Source organism: Rhodococcus sp. WAY2, from assembly GCF_009859915.1.
GTDB lineage: Bacteria > Actinomycetota > Actinomycetes > Mycobacteriales > Mycobacteriaceae > Rhodococcus_F > Rhodococcus_F oxybenzonivorans.
This window is the reverse complement of record NZ_CP046572.1, coordinates 3,729,090-3,745,797: the sequence shown is the minus strand read 5'-3', so window position 1 is coordinate 3,745,797 and position 16,708 is coordinate 3,729,090. Positions and strand designations below refer to the sequence as shown.

The following is a 16,708-nucleotide window of genomic DNA, read 5'->3' as shown; positions in this document are numbered from 1 at the left end:
AACAGAGATGACCACGTCGAAAACGACGTATCGCGAAGCAATCAAGGCCGCACTCGCCCAGGAGATGGAGCGCGACGCGACTGTAGTGCAGATCGGTGAGGATCTGCGCGGTGGCCAGGCGGGTACCAACCCGGAACTCGAATCCGGGAAGGTCGAAGCGTTCGGTGGTGTGCTCGGTGTGACGAAAGGGTTGTGGACGGAATTCGGTTCCGAGCGTGTCATCGACACCCCGATCACCGAGTCCGCGATCATCGGTATGGCCGCGGGTGCCGCGCTCACCGGACTTCGTCCGGTCGCGGAATTGATGTTCATGGACTTCTTCGGAGTCTGCTACGACGCCCTCTACAACCAGGCCGCCAAATTCCGGTACATGTTCGGCGGCAAGGCACGCACCCCAATGGTGGTGCGCGGCATGATCGGTGCCGGATTCTCCGCAGCCGCCCAGCACTCGCAGTCCCCGTACAACGTGTTCGCCGCCGTCCCCGGTCTGAAAGTCGTCGCACCGTCCAACGCGTACGACGCGAAAGGTCTTCTCATCCAGTCGATCCGCGACGACGACCCGGTCGTGTTCTGCGAACACAAGACCCTGTACGACCTCAAGAGTGAGGTGCCGGACGCCCCGTACACGATCCCGTTCGGCGTCGCCAACTACACCCGTGAAGGCACGGACGTCACGGTCGTCGCGCTCTCGGCCATGGTCAATGCCGCCAATGCCGCCGCCGACAAACTCGCCACCGAAGGCATCTCCGTCGAGGTCGTCGACCCCCGCACCGTCTCACCGCTGGACGAGGAGGGCATCCTCGAATCGGTCGCTTCAACCGGCCGGGTGGTCATCGTCGACGAATCCGCGGCACGATGCGGATTCGGGCACGACGTCGCCGCCCTGATCGCCACGCAGGCGTTCGGCTCGTTGAAGGCCCCCATCGAGTTGGTCACCCCGCCGCACACGCCGGTGCCGTTCTCTCCGGTGCTCGAGCAGGCGTGGCTGCCGAACGCCGCCCGTATCGAGGCAGCCATCCGCAAGGTCGTGAGTGCCTGACATGAGTGACATCAAACTGATCGAAGTTCCCAAATGGGGCCTGTCCATGGACGAGGGCACCGTGACGGAGTGGCTGATCGAGGAGGGAACCTCCTTCGCGAAGGGCGACCTGCTCTGCGAGATCGAGACCAGCAAGATCACCAACGAATTGGAGGCGCCGTTCGACGGCGTGCTGAGGCGGGTGGTCGCCAAGCCGGGTGAGACGTTGCCGGTCGGTGCGGTGCTGGCGGTATCGGCAGAGGCCGCCGTGTCCGATGCGGAGATCGAGAAAGTCCTGACCAGTATCGGGGCAGATCAGGTACCGGTGCCCACCGAGTCCGAGCGGTCCCCGGGCGGGCAGCCCACACCTGCCGAGCCGGATGTCAAGCGCACCCCGTCCGCACCCGCGGCACAGGAATCTGCGCCGGCTGCCGGCACGAACACCGGAGCAACTGCAGGCGGGACGACGACCGTTCCGCAGTCGCTGCGGGGTCGGACCGAGGATGACGTGTTCGCCACCCCGCACGCGCACAGGTTGGCAGACGAGCTGACGATAAACCTGGGACTCGTCGCAGGTAGTGGTCGAGAAGGCCGGATCTCCGTCCAGGACGTTCAGGACGCGATCCGTGCGGCGGGCGGCACCGTCGCGCAAGCACCCACTCCGGCGCGTTCGGGTGTGCCCGGCCGCTCCACCCAGGACGACAGCACGATCGACGCCACACCGGTGGCTCGGCGCCTGGCGAGAACCCTCGGCATCAATCTGCATGATTGCCGGGCAACCGGATCCCGCGGCCGGGTCTGTGAAGCGGACATCCGGGAAGCCGAGCGGAAGTTCCGGTTGCTGCCGGACCCGGTAATCACACCCCTCGCCGGCGAGGACACCGCGCAGGTTGCACCCGGATACGAGACGATTCCGTTCACCGCGATGCGCAAGGCGATCGGTCGGCGACTGCAGGAGTCGAAGCGCAACGCCCCGCACTTCCGGCTCACCGCCGACCTGCAGATCGACAACCTCCTTGCACTGCGCACACAGATCAACGCGACCGTTCCCGCGGTCAAGTTGTCGGTCAACGACTTCGTCGTCAAAGCGTGCGCGGCGGCGCTGCGCAAGGTGCCCGATGTCAACGTGCAGTTCGACGAAGCGGCGCAGTCGGTGCTGCGGTACGCGAGCGCGGATATCTCGGTGGCCGTCGCCCTCCCGTCGGGCCTGATCACGCCGATCGTCCGGGGCGCAGAGAGCAAGACACTCGCGGAAATCTCCGGAGAAGTGCACTCTTTGGTGACGAAGGCCAAGGCCGGGAAGCTGAGCCCCGACGAGTTCCAGGGCGGAACGTTCACCGTCTCCAACCTCGGGATGTTCGGTGTGCGCGAATTCGACGCGATCATCAACCCTCCGCAGGGCGCCATTCTCGCGGTCGGTGCCGGACAGCAGCGCCCGGTCGTCGTCGACGGTCAGATAGTGACCCGCACAATGCTCACCGTCACCCTGTCCTGCGACCACCGGGTGATCGACGGCGCTCTCGGCGCGACGTTCCTGCAGGAGCTGCAGCGCTTTGTCGAGTCGCCGGCATTGATGCTGGTCTAGGGAGCAACGATGACTGACAAATACGACGTCCTGGTAATCGGTAGCGGTCCCGGCGGCTACGTCGCCGCCATCCGCGCCGCTCAACACGGACTCCGCACCGCGGTGATCGAACGGGACCGACTCGGCGGCATCTGCCTCAACTGGGGGTGCATTCCCACCAAGGCCCTGCTTCACGGCGCCGACGTCGCACACACCCTGGCGAACCTGCAGCCGCTCGGATTCACCGCTAGCGGAATCGAATTCGACATCACGCAGCTCGTCGAGTTCAGCCGTGGGGTATCAGGCCGGTTGTCCGATGGCATCGGCTACCTGATGAAGAAGAACGGCGTCGACGTCATCACCGGCACCGCCAAGCTGATCGACAAGGGCGTCGTCGGCGTCAGTTCCGGGAAGGACGAGTCGGTGCCGGCCACCGAGTACCGGGCCGATCACATCATCCTGGCGACCGGTGCGCGCCCGCGGTCGATTCCCGGAGTGACCCCTGACGGCGAACGGGTCTGGACCTACTTCGATGCCCTCGTCCCGGCGGAACTCCCGAAGTCGTTGCTGGTCATCGGATCCGGTGCCATCGGTGTCGAGTTCGCGAGCCTCTACCGGGACCTCGGCAGCGAGGTGACCATTGTCGAAGTGGCACCGCAGATCATGCCCGTCGAGGACGCCGCCGTCGCCGCACACGTGCGACGGCAGTTCGAGAAGCGAGGTATCACGATCCGCACCGGCGCCGCGGTGTCCGACCTGACGGTCGGAACGAATTCGGTCGCGGTAACTGTGACGTCGCCAGACGGCACGGTGGAAGAAGTTACCGTCGACCGGGTTCTCGTCGCCGCCGGAATCCAGGGGAACGTCGAGGACCTCGGGCTGGAGGACATCGGAGTGGAGGTGGACCGGAGCTTCGTCACCACCGACCAGTGGTGCCGCACCACCGCTTTCGGGGTCTACGCGATCGGTGATGTCGCGGGCGGTCCGTGTCTGGCGCACAAGGCCAGCCACGAAGGTGTGCTGTGTGTCGACAAGCTGGCGGGTGCCGAGCACGTGATCCCGTTGGACAAGGACTACGTGCCGGGCTGCACGTACGCGCGGCCGCAGGTGGCCAGCCTCGGGCTCACCGAGGACCAGGCGCGCGGCACCGGTCGTCGTTTGCAAATCGGGCAGTTCGATCTGCAGGCGTCCGGCAAGGCGCTCGCCATCGGCGAGGCCGACGGGTTCGTCAAGACGATCTTCGACGCCGACAGCGGCGAGCTCATCGGCGCGCACATGGTCGGTCCTGATGTCACCGAACAGATCCAGGGCTTCGGCATCGCCCGATCGCTGGAGGCCACCGGTGACGACCTCGCGGAAGTGATCTTCGCGCACCCGACGCTGTCCGAGGCCATGCACGAATCGGTACTGGCTGCGCTGGGTCGCCCGATCAACATGTAGCAACCCCCGCCGAACCGCGGTTGCCCCGCGGTTCGGCGGGAACCACCACCCAGGAATCGACACGTGACTGACACACCACGAACTCCGACCGACGCCGCGCAGGCCCCGCCCGGCCGCAAACTCCTTCGACTGGAAATCCGAAATGCGGAGACCCCGATCGAACGCAAGCCGAACTGGATCAAGACGAGAGCGAAGATGGGCCCGGAATACTCCGAGCTCAAAAGCCTCGTCAAACGCGAGGGCCTGCACACCGTCTGCGAAGAAGCCGGCTGCCCCAACATCTACGAATGCTGGGAAGACCGCGAGGCCACCTTCCTCATCGGCGGGCAGCAATGCACCCGCCGCTGCGACTTCTGCCAGATCGACACCGGCAAACCCGACGACCTCGACCGCGACGAACCCCGCCGCGTCGCCGAGTCCGTCCAGGCCATGGGCCTGCGCTACTCGACCATCACCGGTGTCGCCCGCGACGACCTCCCCGACGGCGGCGCCTGGCTCTACGCCGAAACCGTGCGGCTGATCCACCAGCTCAACCCCGGCACCGGCGTCGAACTGCTGATCCCGGATTTCAACGCCAACCCCGAGCAACTCGCCGAGGTGTTCGCCACCCGCCCCGAGGTCCTCGCCCACAACGTCGAAACCGTCCCCCGCATCTTCAAGCGCATCCGTCCCGCGTTCCGCTACCAGCGCAGCCTCGACGTGATCACCGCCGCCCGCGAAGACGGACTCGTCACCAAGTCGAACCTGATCCTGGGAACGGGCGAAACCCCCGACGAGGTCACCCAGGCGTTGCACGACCTGCACGACGCCGGCTGCGACATCATCACCATCACCCAATACCTGCGTCCCTCGCCGCGGCATCACCCCGTCGAGCGGTGGGTCAAGCCCGAGGAATTCGTGGCGCACTCCACCACCGCCGAAGAAATCGGCTTCGCCGGCGTCATGGCCGGACCACTGGTCCGCTCCTCCTACCGGGCCAGCCGACTCTACGCGCAGGCGATGGCCCACCACCGCCGCGAAATTGCGGACCGACTCCTTCATCTCGCAGCCAACCACACCCCCGTCAGGAGCCTCGCCCATGAGTAACCGTTCCATCATCGAAGACTCGCGGATCCTCGAGTTCGCCCGCCGCTGGCTACCTTACGGGGGTGGGAACACCGGTGATCTCCTCGTCGAATTCGGGATGACACCCGCCGGCTACATCGCCAGGCTCGGAGAAATTCTCGACGGTCCCGCCGGCTGGCACCTCGACCCCCAACTCCGCGCGGACCTACGCAGCTTCGTCGACACACGTATTCAGGCCGTGCGCACCACAGCTCAGCCGAACATCCGAACCTGAACATTATCTGCGAACCGGTACGGCTGAGCAATCAATATCGGGCCCAGACTTTTTCGGATACGAGAGATCTCGGCGCGGACGGCGACGACGTGGTCACGGTCGCCGAACAGCGCCTCGCTCATCGCGGCGGCGTCAGTACCGCCGGGCCCTGCGTCCGCGAGGACACGCAGAATCTGAGCGTGTCTCGGCGACAAGGCCCGGGTCCAGTTCACATCTCCGCGCACCGTCGCGCGGGGCGACGCACCGAGGTCGAGCTCGAGGTCGATGTCTGCCCGATCCTCTCGGCGACGTACCAACCACCCCGCCCCGAGCGGCTCCGGCACGCACCATCCCAGACCCGGCACGAGTAGCGGCTTTTCGGCGCACGGAGGCGCCAACCGTTCAGGTACAGCGATTCCGCCGGCTTCCACAACCCAGCCGTGCCGGTCCACGACGAGTGCGGGTCCACCGGCAGCGGCGAGCACCGGCGCCGCTTGCGCACGGAGCTTGTCGAGTTGGACGGTGTGCTCCCGCCACAACGTCGACTCGGCCAAGCGCACCGCAGTCCGCACGAGCGCCATGGTGGCCGGATGAACCGACATCGCCGACCCGCTGATATCGACCACGCCGAGCACCTCACCCGTCCGCGGATCGTGGACCGGCGACCCGGTACACGACCAACCGGAGTGCGACCGCGCATAGTGCTCGGCCGAAAATAATTGCACCGGAGCCCCTTCGACCAGTGCGGTGCCGACGGAATTGGTACCGACCAAGTCCTCGGACCAGCGTGCACCCTCCATGAAGCCGAGCGCATCAGCGGCCTTGCGCACGGCGCGGGAACCGTCTCGCCACAGCACCACCCCATCGGTGTCCGCGATCACCACGATGAACTTCGCATCGTCGGCCACCTCGGTCAACGTGCTGCGGAGCTCCGGAAGAACCGAACGGAGGGCAGTTCGGGTACGGCGAGATTCGAGTTCGGAGCAGTCCGCGAATACGACATCTTCACACCGGGCGGGGCTGACACCCTCGGCCTGAAGTCGCGACCACGACCGGGCGACGACCTCACGCGGAGGCATGGGCGGCTTCTGCCCGGACAGTACCGCGTCGTGCACCTCGCTCAACACTTGTGCGTGCCGGGAGAGATTCACACCCGAACCGACAGCCAGGAGCCGTTCAGGCGTCGAACTGGTTGCACTCACGACACCGAGCTTACCGTCGTGTTGTGAGCCGGGACACGGGCGGTCGGAGCTCACGTCAATGGCACGATTCGGGGAGGCCATTCCTTGAAAGCGGCTTCGCACCCGCCGATTCCAGGCCGGTGAGGATCGCCTCGTCGGCGCTTACCCAGCCTCCCCGGCGATACGTTCGAGCAGCGGACGGGTTCGGTAGGGAATGGCGTCGCGCATCGCGACCGACACCGTCGTACGTTCGATCCCAGGGACGGCCAGAATGAGCCCAGCTACCCGGTACAGATCATCGGCATCGACGGCGACTACGCCGATGTGGAGATCCGCAGCCCCGGAGATGCCGACGACCTCGGTGACCTCGGCTATGTCTCTGAGGTGGTCGATGACCTCCTCGAGACGATGCTGATCGACCACCGCAGTGACGAAGGCCTGCAAGGGATAGCCGAGATCCCGGGGCGCCACGCACCGGTCGACCGGCGCCAGTACCTTCTGCTCGTCCCAGCGGGACATCCGCGCCTGCACAGTATTACGCGCCATGCCCAACAAAGACGCCAACTGCACGCCGGTCGCGCGCGGGACGTCGCAGAGCGCAAGGAGCAGGCGGGCGTCGGTCCGATCGAGTCTCGTCATGTAGCGGAGTATGCCACCAGGCGACTCAACCATGCTGCGCATACTGCTTGATTTTTGTCAGCAATCTTGCGCAAACGGCTCATCGCACCACGGTGGTGCACCGACACAACGGCACTGAATCCCACCGTTGCCGCCACGGCTCGGGCCGTGATGGCACCGACCACAGCGACGCGACCTGTTTCTGCCGACGCTGATCGGCGACCATTGGTGGTGCCGCGGTCGGGCAGAGGTGAGCAAACCTCGGCCACTCAGCCGGTCGCCGGGCCAGGCCGCGCGAATGCGCGTCTCTTACGGTGTCCGAGGACCTCGCGCGGGACTCGACTGCGAGCGCGGGTGCGACGAACAGCGGGATCACCGTCCCGGATGGGTACAGATGCCACGACAGCGTCTTCGCCACCGCTGATGCTCCGTGCCGGTTCTCCGTCCGGGTCTTGCCTGGTCCCGGTGTCCCGATCGTGGTGGATCGCAACGGGCCATGTCAGTTCCGGGCCTCCCGTAGCCAAGAATCAACACTGAATTACACTGTTAGTGAGCGTTAGGGGATTATGTGTGGCTGTCGCAGACGATCGTCAGGCCCGCGTTGCCGCAGAGCAGTACGCCGCTGGCGCGCTGTCGTTCGAGGACGCCTTGACCCGCACCATCGGACACCCGATCGACAGAGCAACGGTCGCCACGGCACTTGGCTACCTCGCGTCCCTGGGTGCCCTGCAACCGCAAGGCGCGCTCTCGCGTCACGACGCCGACCTACTCGACGAAGCCGGCTTCACCGACGACGGCGAACGAGCCAGCTTCTCCGTCGCACTGGGACGGGCACAGACCATGAGCGACCTCCGTCGCACCGCGCTCACCGCCGCCGAGGTCGCCGACCTGCTGAAGGTGAAGGCGCCCCGGGTCCGCCAACTCACCTCGATCGAACACAAACTCTGGGCCCTCGACGACGTCGATCGACGAGGACGCCTATACCCGAAGGTGCAATTTACCGACACCGGGATGGTGCCGTACCTAGACCAGATCCTGCCCCAACTCCCCGCCGATCTGCACCCCCTCACCGTCAACGCGGTGCTGACCCTGCCCCGCGTTGACCTCACCGTCGACGGTCACCCCGCATCGGTCGTCGAGTTCCTCACCTCCGCCGCGGCAGAGCACGACCTGCCTAACGTCCTCGAGGTCGTCGAACGCGCGACGAGCCTCGGCTAGTGGCCACGACCACCCCACCCTCGATCGCGGACATGCGCGATCAGGGGATACGCGACGACGAACTGGTCACCATCGCGGCCACCACCCGCCGTCTCTGGCGTCTCCACCCCACCCACGGCACGCACGTGTTGCCGTGGCACGGTTTCCGCACACACGGGCCACTGCTGCGCTTCGACCATCACCCACGGCCGCGAGCCGACCACCCCAAGTACGGAATCTGGTACGGAGCCAGTAGCCCGCGCGGCGCCCTCGCCGAGGTCTTCCAGGAAACCCGAGTGATCGACCGATTCCATGGCACCCCGTATCTCTCAGCACTGACCCTCGACCGCCCACTCACCCTGCTCGATCTCGGAGGGTTCTCCGGCGGCACCTGGCCGACCCGGCTCGGATGCAATCACTCTCTCGACTCCGGCCCGCACTCCCAATCCCAGGCGTGGGCCAGGACGATCCACCGCGCCTACCCGAACCTCGACGGGATCGCGTACCGCGGCAGATTCGCCGGTGAGCTGTGCGTGGCGCTGTTCGAGCGCGCCGCGGACGCCTTCCCCACCAACCCAGCGCTCTCACTGCCACTGTCCCACGTTGGACTCAACGCCGTATCGACAGCGCGGCAGTGGAATTGGGATACCAAGTGGTCTGACTGTCGCGCACGGGGATCTCCAGCTACAGCTTGGCCCACTGTTCGGCGTCCGGGCTGGTGCCCAGGCGCACCATCGCAGACTTGTCGATGAGCCACGTGGAGCCACTCATGACCAGGCGCCGCGCATGACCTCGTCGTCGTTCAGGTCGGGGAAGTCCTGCGAGAACCGCATCAGGTCGGCGGTCGACACCGAGGTGGCGGTGCGACGCGCCTCCTGCTGCAGCTGACGGCGCAGGAATTCAGTTCGCGAGATCCCGAGACGGGCAGCGTGCTGGTCGAGCAGCGCCAGATCCTCGGCGGGAAAGTTGCGGATCAAAACGTCGGGCATGACAGCCTCCTCGATACCACGCGATATCTTCGCGGTCCTCGACGAGTGCGCAACCGCCAGCAATCAACCCCAGCTCCGCCAACGCCAGCGTGACACCGCGCACGAACAGTGACGATGCAACTCCTCGTCCGCGGGGATTGCACGATGCTCCAGCCCCCGTTGGACGCTTACAACGCGGCGGTCGACGTCACCCGTTCGGGTAGAACAGTGCACCGGGTGCCCGGCGCGAGCTGGGCTTGGTGAGGATGCGCTGGAGTACCGTGCGGCCGCCGATTGCGCTAGCCAACAGGCCCAGTAGCAGTGCCACGTTGGTCATACCGCCATCCTCTCCGGTGCGGTGTGATCACCCCGGAGTGGTCGGGGCTCGGAGCGTTCACCGGCGAACATCGCCTCGATACGCATCTTGATTTCCTCGGTACTGATCGACCCCGCCCGGCGGGATGAGCGTGCATGGGTCGTTGATCCTGAAACGGGAAGGCTCACGAATGTAGGTGTCCTGTCGATGCGATGTTGATGGTGGAAGAAAGGTCAGATCATTACCGATGCGGCGGCGACGCAGGCAAGCGTCGCGACTGCTGCGACACCAGCCAGAAGCGCGGACCCGGTCACTACCACGGCGGGTGCCGCTGCTGCTGCCGCCGCCCCGAGCGCTATCGAAGCGCCCGAGCGCACCAGTGAGGTCGTCGACTCGTCAGGAAGCGGGGTGTTGTGGGTGGTGTGCACGCCGGGGTCCTTTCCGGATCGGGTCGACTGCAATGACGTGGAAGTAGACGTTTTCCGCGGTCACGGTTAAGTGTGCGCTGGATCACATTCGGTCATGGCGTTAGTTGTACATCATCAAAAAGACGAATGCCACTTGTGATCGCGCCCAACAGAGCCGAGCGCCCTCGACCGGCACAACTGGACATCGGTCAAGTTGCGTGGCCGGGCGTGACGATGCCGTGGTCAAATGCGTAGACGATGGCAGCGGCGCGGTCACGAAGATCGAGTTTGACGAAGATGTGCCCGATGTGGCTCTTCACGGTTACTCCCGAGATGCCCAGCGCGCGGCCGATCTCACTGTTGCTGTATCCCCGGCCGATGAGCGCGAGCACATCGAGTTCCCGCGCCGTCAGCTCGTCGACGCTGCGACCCGCGCCGTTGGGCGGCTGGGCGGCGGTGCGATAGGTGGTCAGCACCCGGCCGGTCACCGCCGGATCGAGGCAGGATCCTCCCTCCGCGACCGTTCGTACGGCACGAATCAATTCCTCGGCGGGTGAATCTTTGAGAAGGAAACCGGCGGCGCCTGCGCGCAGTGAGCCGGACAGCAGTTCGTCGTCGTCGAAGGTGGTGAGAACCAATACCGGCGGGGGTCGATCACCGGCCTGGAGCTCACGGGTGGCCGTAATCCCGTCTACGCCCTTCATGCGTAGGTCCATCAGCACGACGTCGGGTGCGTGGCGAGCCACGGCGTCGGGCACTTCCGAGCCGTCGGCGCATTCGGCAACGATGACGAAACCGTCCTTGCGTCGCAGGATCCGCCGGAGCCCCGAGCGCACCAATTCTTGGTCGTCGACGAGCAACACCTTGATCTCGGGGGCGGTCACGACTGCTCCGGGGTACGACACCGGAGCGACAGCGGGCAGGAGTCGGTGGGGAGGGGAATCTCGGCGCGCACCGACCACCCCTGATCATCCGGGCCGGCCTGCAACGTGCCACCGAGGAGTTCGGCGCGCTCGCGCATTCCACGCACCCCCGAACCACTCGAGTCCATGGGTAACGCTGCGGGAGCAGCGGTCGGATTGCGCACCACCAGCGTGATCGACTCCGGCGCGATCGAAAGTGTCACCTCGGCGCCGGCGCCCGGCGCATGTTTGATGATGTTGGCCAGGGACTCCTGCGATATCCGATAGAGACCGAGACCGGTCGCGCTGCTCACCGCGCCCGGGTCCCCTCGCATCTCGAGAGAAACTTCGAGTCCTGCGCGGCGGAAGTCGTCGATCAGATTCGGGATGTCACCGATGGCGGGTTCGGGCCGGGTTCCGGCCGGTTTCACCTCGAGCAGCCCGACCGTGCGCCGGATGTCTGCCATTGCCTGACGGCCCAGGCGCTCGGCGTCGGCGAGGGCCTCCACCGCGTCGTCGACGTCGCGATCCTCTTCGAGGGCGCGGCGGGCCCCGGTGAGATGGAGCATGGTGATACTCAACGAGTGGGCCACCACGTCGTGTATTTCCCGGGCGATGCGTTGGCGTTCGCGAGTGGCGGCCTGCTCGGTCTGGATGACATGGGATGCGCGCTCCTGGTGAAGGAGGCGGAGCTGGGTCTGCAGCAGATGTCCGATGATCCACCCCACCGCGACACCGGCGATGTACCAGGGCACGTCACCCAGCCGGTCGGCGACGGCGAATCCGGACAGCACCGCGACGGCACCCGCCGCGGTGGCAAGGCTGACGGCCAGCTTCGCCGTCGCCGCGACTTCGCCGACCATGAACACGAGAATGAACGGGGCCACGTCGAACTGACCGATCACTTGTTGCACCAACAGCAGTGCCGTCGCTGCGGTGACCACGACCGCCAGGAGAGGCCGCGGAATCATGGATCCAGGTCTCACCAGATCTCCTGCCAACGATGTTCCCGCGGCCACCAGCGCGACCGGCAACGCCCATCCGGGGGGCACAAACGCATCTCGCTGCGCGACGGCGACACCGGCCACGGCAACGATGGCGACATGCCCGAAGATCGGGACACCGGGCGGGTAGTCGTACTCACTCATCGTCATGCGGCGGCGGAAGTACTCCATGACCTGCACCTCACCAGCGTAGCCGGGTGAGGTTCCCCGGAACATCGTTCCGAGAGCGGAGCCGTTTCTCCGCCCGTAGTAGGAGAAGTAATCGCGACCCTGGCACGGCGAAATCGCCTCCACATCCCCGTAGCGTTTCCCGCATCACAAGATTCGACGGAGGTGGCGAAATGTCCTGGAGGAATTTCCACGAACGGCGGGCGGTGCTGGAGGATGTGCTGTCGGTAGCACAGTTCGACGTGCACGCAGCCCTGGAGGCCAGCGGAAGTCCAGACGCGCTACGGCTTTTCGGGCGTGCGGACAATCTCCTCCTTGCATTGCAGCATCGATGGAGCAATCACCTCGCCGCGAAACTCGATCAGGCTCTCGAGGACGGCACTCCGCTGGAGGACGAGTGGTTCCACTTGGCCGCCGAACAACCGGCGCTTCGCGCTCTCCTCGACGCGGGTGCCGCCGTGTCCCCGTCACTACGTTTCGCTCAACGAGGCGAGCAGCGGATGATCGACGCTCACTCGACGGGCCGTCTCGCCGGTCCGCTTACAACTCGACACCGGGTGCCTGCGCCCTGCTAGCCCGGACGTCGGCTGTGTAACGCATCGGTGTCGGATTCCGACGTGCCTGGTAACGCATTGTCATTGGTCGGGGCCGGACCGAATGAGGTTGACCATGAAACATGGCGTAACGACACGTGCGGCACACCGACGCCGGATGGCGTCGGGGCTGCTGGCGCCTGGCGTGCTGGGACTTGCCGCGCTGCTTGCCGCCCCCTGGTCGAACCCCGGGGCGCCGACGACGACGGCCACGGCCCTGACTGCTGCAGCCTCGACCGCCTGTTACGACATGGTGAGCATCGCAGTGGCCGGGCGCAACGACGCGCCGCACGCGGGCACGCACCAGATGCTGGTGGCGCCCGACGGCACGCCTCTCCCGGCGGCTCTGTCCAGCGAGTACAGCAGCGACTGGGTCGATCCGGTGGTCAACGCACCCGGTCAGGCCGTCGGCGAGGGTTCCTACGCCGCCGTCTACATCGACTATCCGGCGAACATGTCGTCGTATGAGGACGCGGTGAATGTCGGTGTCGACAACACCGAAACCGTGATGCGCACGATCGCCGCCTCCTGCCCGGACACGAAGTTCGCCATCGTCGGCTACAGCGAGGGCGCCGATGTGGCGCGCCGGGTCGCGATGGAAGTCGGCAACCAGGAAGTCGGCGAGGACGGCTACGACATCGTCGACCCGGCATCCGTGGTCGGCGTGGTGATCCTGGCGGATGCCGGACGTGAAGTCGGCGGGGGCCCCTTCCCCGGCGCCGAGAACGAATTCCGCAATCCCGACGGATTCGATCTCGCCTACCAATCCGGCGGCAACAGCGCTCCGGGGCGGGGCGCCCTCCCGGGCACATCCGGCGGATTCGGCGCACTGGACGGCAAAGTGGCGTCCTTCTGTTCGGAAGGAGATCTGACCTGCTCCGCGCCGGACAACATCGCCCTGCTGCAGCTCGCCGTCAACGTGGGCAGACAACTGAACGTCGATGCGCTCGAACGCGAAGGGCTGACCATCGCGACAGCACAGGACATGGCGACGGTCCTCGGACAGATCGCCCTCGCCGCGTTTGCCGACATCCAGTCGCAGGAGAACTGGATGCAGTCGGACGAGACGTTCCTCGACGTTCTCATCAAGGTGTCGGACCCCGCCTACAAGCCCGGTACCCCAGTGGCACAGTCGAATACACCCGCCGGACCGCTCTCGCCGAACCAGTCAATCGATCTGGTCTACCTGCCTGCCAAGGTTCGCAACGAGATCATCGGATTCATCGCGGACAACGAGAACACCGTCGCCGTAGTGATGAGCGATCCCTATCAGCAGACCCTCGGTCCGGGAACAGGTCATCACTTCGACTATTGGCGCGACGCCGACCCCGCGGGCGGAAAGCCGTTGACCTCTTCGCAATACGCCGCCGCCTGGCTGACTCATCTGGCCCGGGAAGCAGAGAAGGGACAGCCGGCCACCACCGCCGCGTCCGCGACCGCTCTCGTCGCATCGTCCGCCTCGACAGCGGACCCCAGCGACACCGCGTCGACTACCTCGATGACATCCACCGCGACGAAAGAGCTTCTGTCTTCGACTGATTCGTCCACCGTGCCGACGACGACATCGTCGACCGTCCCCACCGCCGCTCCCCTGGCACCCACGGCGGCAGTGGTCGCGCCCGACACGTCGGCCGCGTTCTCGGAGGAGCCGTCACCGTCCGCCGCGGTGGCAGCCACCGGCACCCCGCCCACCCAGCAAGAGGTCCCGACGACGGTAGAGGTGGCCGAACCGGAAACGACGACGATCCCGACCACCACGACCGTCCCACCGTCGCCGGTGCAGTAGGAAACTACCGCTCAGCGCCGGGCGAGAGCGCGGTCGGCGAGGGCACCGACGACGGGAGCAAGGTTCTGGGCGTGCCCGAGCGTCAGATGGTTGTCGTCGCGGTACACCAGGTCGTTGCCGACGATCACCGGACAGCGGTCGGGGGTGCAGAAGAGTGAGGTGAGGTCGGCGTACTGACCCCCGCCGGCCGCGGTCGCCGCCGCCTCGGCCGCGATACCGGCGGAGTTCACCGCGGCACCGTGCGGCGGCGAGCAGGCCGTGGCGTCGTCGAGATGGCCGGACAGGCAGGTCGGCACAGTGGAGCGCGGATCGGGGATGGGCCCGAGAACGAGAACGGCCGCGCCGGTGGACCGCAATTGCGCCACCATGCGGGTCACGCCATCGATCCAGGCCTGGTCGTAGGTGGTGAATCCGAAGTCGCCGCCGTACCGCCGGGACATGCTCACCACAATCAACTGCGGACGCTCGGCCTGTAACCGGGCGGTCACCTCGCCGCGCCACTGCTCGCACTCGGAGTACGCCCGGCCGAGATAAGGACTGGTGATGGGCAGCTCCATCAAGGGACAGGTGACCTTGCCCATCGTCGTGAGCCGCCAGTGCCGCTGCTCGGCGACCGGCTCGAACGCCGGGTGCCACATCGCGGCATGCGAGTCACCGACGAGGGCCACCGTGGTGGTCGAGGCAGGATCACCCGACACGCAGTCCTCCAGGCCGACCTCGAGCCAGGAGCGCACGCAGCCGTTGTTGAAAACCGCCGGCTTGTCGGCCGGGGCGTCGGCGAGCGGCGGGGTCAGATTGGACGGGACGGCGCGCAACTCGGCCGAGTGCGCGACCGCGGCCGCCACCTGTGCGGTCACTTGCTGCACCGCCGCGTCGTGCGGGTCGACGGTGGGGACCGCAGTGACCTCCGGCGCGGTGACCGTGAGCGCCTCCGCCGCAGCACCCTGACCCACCGGAATAGGTCGCAATACCAGCAGTACGAGCGCCGCACAGACGGCGAGCACGGTGACGGCGCCGCCGAGAGCCAGGCTGCGCGTGTCCGACCGACGCAGTGGAGCAGCGAACCGTGCGGGGTTCTCGATGAGTCGCAGCGTGAGGACTGCGAGGCCGCCCGACAGCGCGACCGCCGCGAGCCGGTCGAAGAGGCTCAGGGAATGGCCGAGCAGGGGCGGCAAGAGCAGCAGCACGGGCCAGTGCCAGAGGTACCAGGAGTACGACACCCGTCCTATCGCCCGCATCGGGGCAAGCGAGAGGCCGCGGCCTGCGCCCAGTCGGGGTTCGGCGCAGCCGGCGCCGATCACCAGCACCGTGCCGAGCACGGGCAGCAGTGCGGCGGTCCCGGGGTAGGGCGTCGTCTCGTCCAGCGCGAAACAGCCCAGAAGAATCAGGACCAGTCCCGCCCACCCGGCGACGGCAGCGGGAAGCGCCGGCAAACGGCGCCACAACGGGACGGACAACGCGACCAGTCCGCCGGCGGCCAATTCCCACGCTCGCGAGGGCAGGGAGAAGTACGCCCACGGTGGCAGCGTGCTCGTCCAGGCCATCGAAATCGCGAACGACACGGCCGTCACGAGTGCGAGACCGAACAGAAACGGCCACACGGAGGGTGCAGCATCGCCGTCGGCACGCCTTCGCGCGCGCCGGACCAGCCAGACCGTGCCGATGATCAGCGCAGGCCACAGCAGGTAGAACTGTTCTTCCACGCCGAGTGACCAATAATGCTGAAACGGCGACGGAGGTGTATCGGCGGACAGGTAGTCGGTGCCCTGAAGGGCGAGCCGGTAGTTGCCGACGTAGAGCGCGCTGGCTATCCCGTCACCCAGAACAGCCCGGGCCTGCAGCGGTGGCAGGAGCATGGCCGCACCGACCGCGGTGACCACCAGCACGGTGACACCGGCGGGCAGCAGCCGCCTGGCCCGCGCCGCGTAGAACCGGGCGAGCCGCACATTTCCGGTGGCGGTCACGTCCCGCCACAGCAGCCCGGTGATGAGGAAGCCGGAGACGACGAAGAACACGTCGACGCCCACGAATCCGCCGTCGAGGCCGGGAACGCCCGCGTGGAACAACAGGACTGCCAGCACTGCGACGGCCCGCAAGCCTTCGATGTCGGTGCGGAACCCGGTGCCGGGTGCTCGCCGATTGTCTGGACGCTCCGGCGCTCCACGATCGGGGCGATGACGACCGGCTCCGCGCCGCCGTTCCGGAGTCTCGACGATATTCACTCGACC

At 66.5% G+C, this 16,708-nt stretch carries 17 protein-coding genes; 9 read left to right on the top strand and 8 right to left on the bottom strand.

Annotated elements, in window-relative coordinates:
* The first annotated feature begins 7 nt into the window (after window positions 1–7).
* From GFS60_RS17185 to GFS60_RS17165, 5 genes are all read left to right on the top strand, one after another.
* Window positions 8–1,039, top strand: coding sequence for an alpha-ketoacid dehydrogenase subunit beta (locus GFS60_RS17185; RefSeq protein ID WP_159922996.1), 1,032 nt, complete (start codon window positions 8–10; stop codon window positions 1,037–1,039).
* 1 nt (window position 1,040) lies between these two features.
* Window positions 1,041–2,603, top strand: a complete 1,563-nt coding sequence (locus GFS60_RS17180; protein ID WP_159922994.1) for a 2-oxo acid dehydrogenase subunit E2 — start codon at window positions 1,041–1,043, stop codon at window positions 2,601–2,603.
* 9 nt (window positions 2,604–2,612) lie between these two features.
* Window positions 2,613–4,022 carry a dihydrolipoyl dehydrogenase gene (gene lpdA / locus GFS60_RS17175; RefSeq protein ID WP_159922992.1) on the top strand — a complete coding sequence of 470 codons (1,410 nt, stop codon included), beginning with the start codon at window positions 2,613–2,615 and terminating at the stop codon, window positions 4,020–4,022.
* Window positions 4,023–4,085: 63 nt separating this feature from the next.
* Window positions 4,086–5,108 (top strand): lipoyl synthase, encoded by a 1,023-nt coding sequence (gene lipA, locus GFS60_RS17170; protein ID WP_159922990.1) that lies wholly within the window; start codon window positions 4,086–4,088, stop codon window positions 5,106–5,108.
* Window positions 5,101–5,361 carry a DUF3263 domain-containing protein gene (locus GFS60_RS17165; protein ID WP_109334512.1) on the top strand — a complete coding sequence of 87 codons (261 nt, stop codon included), beginning with the start codon at window positions 5,101–5,103 and terminating at the stop codon, window positions 5,359–5,361. Before lipA ends, GFS60_RS17165 begins: the two co-directional genes overlap by 8 nt.
* Here the strand turns inward: GFS60_RS17165 and GFS60_RS17160 are convergent.
* Together GFS60_RS17160 and GFS60_RS17155 are read right to left on the bottom strand one after the other, a co-directional pair.
* The gene (locus GFS60_RS17160) at window positions 5,340–6,455 is read right to left on the bottom strand and encodes a GAF domain-containing protein (protein ID WP_442972203.1); all 1,116 of its coding nucleotides are present in this window, start codon (window positions 6,453–6,455) and stop codon (window positions 5,340–5,342) included. The genes GFS60_RS17165 and GFS60_RS17160 overlap by 22 nt on opposite strands.
* A gap of 228 nt (window positions 6,456–6,683) precedes the next feature.
* Window positions 6,684–7,160, bottom strand: a complete 477-nt coding sequence (locus tag GFS60_RS17155; protein ID WP_159922986.1) for an Lrp/AsnC family transcriptional regulator — start codon at window positions 7,158–7,160, stop codon at window positions 6,684–6,686.
* Window positions 7,161–7,709: 549 nt separating this feature from the next.
* Between GFS60_RS17155 and GFS60_RS17150 the strand changes: the two genes are divergently transcribed.
* Together GFS60_RS17150 and GFS60_RS17145 are read left to right on the top strand one after the other, a co-directional pair.
* Window positions 7,710–8,357 carry a hypothetical protein gene (locus tag GFS60_RS17150; RefSeq protein WP_159922984.1) on the top strand — a complete coding sequence of 216 codons (648 nt, stop codon included), beginning with the start codon at window positions 7,710–7,712 and terminating at the stop codon, window positions 8,355–8,357.
* Complete coding sequence (locus GFS60_RS17145; RefSeq protein ID WP_442972164.1) at window positions 8,357–9,088, top strand: RES family NAD+ phosphorylase; 732 nt, start codon at window positions 8,357–8,359, stop codon at window positions 9,086–9,088. Before GFS60_RS17150 ends, GFS60_RS17145 begins: the two co-directional genes overlap by 1 nt.
* 15 nt (window positions 9,089–9,103) lie before the next feature.
* Here GFS60_RS17145 and vapB read toward each other — a convergent pair whose 3' ends face one another.
* From vapB to GFS60_RS17125, 5 genes are all read right to left on the bottom strand, one after another.
* On the bottom strand, window positions 9,104–9,325 hold the full coding sequence (gene vapB / locus GFS60_RS17140) for a type II toxin-antitoxin system VapB family antitoxin (RefSeq protein WP_159922982.1): 222 nt from the start codon (window positions 9,323–9,325) through the stop codon (window positions 9,104–9,106).
* 187 nt (window positions 9,326–9,512) lie between these two features.
* The gene (locus tag GFS60_RS39945; RefSeq protein ID WP_268962516.1) at window positions 9,513–9,641 is read right to left on the bottom strand and encodes a hypothetical protein; all 129 of its coding nucleotides are present in this window, start codon (window positions 9,639–9,641) and stop codon (window positions 9,513–9,515) included.
* Window positions 9,642–9,853: 212 nt separating this feature from the next.
* A complete protein-coding gene (locus tag GFS60_RS17135; RefSeq protein ID WP_159922980.1) occupies window positions 9,854–10,048 on the bottom strand; it encodes a hypothetical protein in 195 nt (64 codons plus the stop codon).
* A gap of 188 nt (window positions 10,049–10,236) precedes the next feature.
* Window positions 10,237–10,911 (bottom strand): response regulator transcription factor, encoded by a 675-nt coding sequence (locus GFS60_RS17130; RefSeq protein WP_236603180.1) that lies wholly within the window; start codon window positions 10,909–10,911, stop codon window positions 10,237–10,239.
* Complete coding sequence (locus tag GFS60_RS17125; RefSeq protein WP_236603179.1) at window positions 10,908–12,104, bottom strand: sensor histidine kinase; 1,197 nt, start codon at window positions 12,102–12,104, stop codon at window positions 10,908–10,910. Before GFS60_RS17125 ends, GFS60_RS17130 begins: the two co-directional genes overlap by 4 nt.
* 170 nt (window positions 12,105–12,274) lie before the next feature.
* Between GFS60_RS17125 and GFS60_RS17120 the strand changes: the two genes are divergently transcribed.
* Together GFS60_RS17120 and GFS60_RS17115 are read left to right on the top strand one after the other, a co-directional pair.
* Window positions 12,275–12,676, top strand: coding sequence for a hypothetical protein (locus GFS60_RS17120; RefSeq protein ID WP_159922978.1), 402 nt, complete (start codon window positions 12,275–12,277; stop codon window positions 12,674–12,676).
* A gap of 94 nt (window positions 12,677–12,770) precedes the next feature.
* On the top strand, window positions 12,771–14,480 hold the full coding sequence (locus tag GFS60_RS17115) for a cutinase family protein (protein ID WP_159922976.1): 1,710 nt from the start codon (window positions 12,771–12,773) through the stop codon (window positions 14,478–14,480).
* 11 nt (window positions 14,481–14,491) lie between these two features.
* Here the strand turns inward: GFS60_RS17115 and GFS60_RS17110 are convergent, their stop codons facing one another.
* Window positions 14,492–16,702 carry an acyltransferase family protein gene (locus GFS60_RS17110; protein WP_159922974.1) on the bottom strand — a complete coding sequence of 737 codons (2,211 nt, stop codon included), beginning with the start codon at window positions 16,700–16,702 and terminating at the stop codon, window positions 14,492–14,494.
* Window positions 16,703–16,708: the final 6 nt, after the last annotated feature.

What these genes read in the sequence shown, in the direction of transcription:
- lpdA (WP_159922992.1), top strand. Translation starts at nt 2,613, where the DNA reads ATGACTGACAAATACGACGTCCTGGTAATCGGTAGCGGTCCCGGCGGC.
- GFS60_RS17120 (WP_159922978.1), top strand. Translation starts at nt 12,275, where the DNA reads ATGTCCTGGAGGAATTTCCACGAACGGCGGGCGGTGCTGGAGGATGTG.
- GFS60_RS17125 (WP_236603179.1), bottom strand. Translation starts at nt 12,104, where the DNA reads ATGGAGTACTTCCGCCGCCGCATGACGATGAGTGAGTACGACTACCCG.
- GFS60_RS17155 (WP_159922986.1), bottom strand. Translation starts at nt 7,160, where the DNA reads ATGACGAGACTCGATCGGACCGACGCCCGCCTGCTCCTTGCGCTCTGC.
- GFS60_RS17185 (WP_159922996.1), top strand. Translation starts at nt 8, where the DNA reads ATGACCACGTCGAAAACGACGTATCGCGAAGCAATCAAGGCCGCACTC.
- GFS60_RS17165 (WP_109334512.1), top strand. Translation starts at nt 5,101, where the DNA reads ATGAGTAACCGTTCCATCATCGAAGACTCGCGGATCCTCGAGTTCGCC.
- GFS60_RS17115 (WP_159922976.1), top strand. Translation starts at nt 12,771, where the DNA reads ATGAAACATGGCGTAACGACACGTGCGGCACACCGACGCCGGATGGCG.
- GFS60_RS39945 (WP_268962516.1), bottom strand. Translation starts at nt 9,641, where the DNA reads ATGACCAACGTGGCACTGCTACTGGGCCTGTTGGCTAGCGCAATCGGC.
- GFS60_RS17180 (WP_159922994.1), top strand. Translation starts at nt 1,041, where the DNA reads ATGAGTGACATCAAACTGATCGAAGTTCCCAAATGGGGCCTGTCCATG.
- vapB (WP_159922982.1), bottom strand. Translation starts at nt 9,325, where the DNA reads ATGCCCGACGTTTTGATCCGCAACTTTCCCGCCGAGGATCTGGCGCTG.